Origin of the sequence: Caballeronia glebae, from assembly GCF_001545035.1 — a bacterium.
GTDB classification, from domain to species: Bacteria; Pseudomonadota; Gammaproteobacteria; order Burkholderiales; family Burkholderiaceae; genus Caballeronia; species Caballeronia glebae.
Genome location: NZ_FCOJ02000152.1, coordinates 1 through 2,452, shown reverse-complemented (window position 1 = coordinate 2,452; position 2,452 = coordinate 1). Strand labels below are relative to the sequence as shown.

Below are 2,452 nucleotides of genomic sequence, written 5' to 3'. Positions count from 1 at the left end.
GCTGGCAAACTCGACTTCTCCGCATTCAACTCGCATGCCCGCTGAGAGCCATTACCCACTTCATTTTCAAAAGAGCCACAATTACCTTCCCGTCCCTCTTCCGGCTTAACGAAGTTAGCGCCTTCAACATCTTGACTCCGGTACCAGGAAGGCTATACCAGCATTCTCAGGAACGCATCCCACTCTCGCGCGCGTCGATCCCAAGAGTAGAAATCGTTGAAATAGTCCACCTGTCGTGCACGTAGTTGCTCGTCGTCCGCTCTGCGTTGTCTGACAGTGCAGATCGCTTCTTCCAGCACGGACGCAAAGCGGTTGGCATGAGTCTGCAAATCTTCCGTGAACGGATAGAGCCGCGCGAAATTGGCGCACGTTTCCGGGAGCCCGCCGTACGCCGGGCAAACCGTCAGACATCCCGCGGCCATCGCCTCGATTGCCGAAAGGCAACTCGTCTCCGCATGGATACTCGGGTAGGCGAAGATATCGCAGTCGCTCAACGTTGCGCGAACCATCGCGTTCGGCTGGGCACCGTGATAGCGGATACGTGGATGCGCCATGCAGCGATCGAAAAGCGCACGATACGACTCATCACGTTCGCTCCACCCATAGAGGCTGAAGCTTGAAAAAACGTCGAGCTCGATGTACGGATGACGCTCCGCCAGGTGCTCGAATACCGGGACGAGGATATTGAGGCCGCGGCTCGGAGCGCTATGGTAGATCAGGCGGATACGCTCCGCCCGGCGGGGAACATACGCCCCGAAAGGTTCGATCGCGTTTTGCAGGACCGTCATGTTGCTGTACGGCACGCCGGGGATCATGTGATACAGCAGCGCCTGATAGTGCGAAACATTGACGATGCCCGAAAATACGGCGCGGTTAGCGGGCTGCTCCAGAAAGCTGGCTTCTTCCTCGCTCGGAGTGTCGTGCAGCCATAGGATCGTCTTGCGATTGGGGTCGAGTTCTCGTACTCGCGATGGAATGATCTGAAAGCGTCGCACAAGATCAGGATCGAGCCGAGAATGCAGACCTTGCAACATGAGTTCGGTCCCGCCTTGAGCACGCGCGCTCAATTCATTCGACTCCATCTTCAGTTCGCTCCGCCAATGGCTGTTTCCGCACTGAGTGAAATCGATGCGCTAAAGTTACCGAGCCAAGTATAAAGGCCTTGATGCGATAGCTTCGATTGCGTATCGACGAAAACCCGGCCCCCGAGATCGCGCCATCGACGGCAGAAAGCATAGTCTTCCGAAAGGTATCGACCTGTCGCGGGTTCCACCATGACGTCGAAAAAGCGATAGCACAGATCATGCGTCCGAGAATTGGGCGGACCGTCCGGAACGTACTTGAGTTCGGGAAGCCGATTGATCATCGTTTCGATGACACTACGCTTGATACACATGAAGCCGGTCGGCGCTTCGCTGACTTCGAGAAAGCCGTCGTCGTCGACGACGTTCGAGACGCCGTCATGCGAATTCACGGGGTAGCGCAAAAATTTGCTGGTGAGGACCTGCCTCGTCAGACCGGCGGCCAATTGCGCTGGAAAGTCGAAGCTTTTGAGAGGATAGACGCCTGCAACCACATCGCGGTCGGCTAGTAATAACCGGAATATCTGATCGACCGTAAACCCAATGTCGGAATCGATCCAGAACAGATGCGTGAAGCTCGCGTCAAGCAGGAAGTGCGCAACGGCCTCATTGCGGGCGCGCGTGATGAGGCTCTCGCCGGAACGAATGCACACCTCGCCTGACATGCCTATCTTCCACAATGCGCTATTGAGCGCAAGCACGCTCTTGGCAAAATTCGCTGCGACGTTTCCTCCATAGCATGGCGTCATAAACAGCGGCTTCATGGATGAAAGGGCGGATTGGTCGAGCATGATATGTCAAATTTTAGCAATTCGGATAGCAAGAATCCGACTGCAGGTTTGTATGTTGGAGGGCTTTTGACGGTCTTTTGCGCGCCGATCTTGGTCGCCAGAAGGAAGATAGTATAGTGAATTATTGAAACTAGAAATACCTAGCGTCATCCTAAGTTTCGCACTAGGCCAGGGCATATGGAGACTCGATTTGGAGAGAAAGACGAGGCAATGCTCGAGGACAGCCTGACATAGACAGCGAACTTACAGGCGGTCGTCGGGCAACGTACAACGTTGGACGAAGCGTAGAAAGCCGGGAGTAGTGTTCTGGCGTTTGAGCCTAAACGCTCAGCAAGGGATTCGTTTTTCGGAGCCAGGCTCAAAGGCAGCGCGTTCGCGAACCGACAAGATCGATGGCTTGAACGGCCCGGAATTTAGGACGATTCCGATGCGCCATCAAATCGAAGCCTCGGTAATCTCGCTTAGAGCCCTTAACAAAATGAACGAAAGGGCTGTTAACCCGCGATGAATGCTGTTAACCTTTTCATTGTTTCGACGGTGAAAAGGACATGGCCAAGCCGCTACTCGACGACGACCTTT

The 2,452-nt window shown here is 54.7% G+C and carries 2 protein-coding genes; both read right to left on the bottom strand.

Annotated elements, in window-relative coordinates; genetic code table 11:
• Positions 1 to 152: 152 nt before the first annotated feature.
• Positions 153 to 1,034, bottom strand: a complete 882-nt coding sequence (locus AWB82_RS36520) for a glycosyltransferase family 4 protein (protein WP_235023603.1) — start codon at positions 1,032 to 1,034, stop codon at positions 153 to 155.
• A 50-nt stretch (positions 1,035 to 1,084) separates the two neighbouring features.
• Positions 1,085 to 1,873: a hypothetical protein gene (locus AWB82_RS36515; protein ID WP_086974092.1), complete on the bottom strand. Its 789-nt coding sequence runs from the start codon at positions 1,871 to 1,873 to the stop codon at positions 1,085 to 1,087.
• Between the last annotated feature and the right edge of the window lie 579 nt (positions 1,874 to 2,452).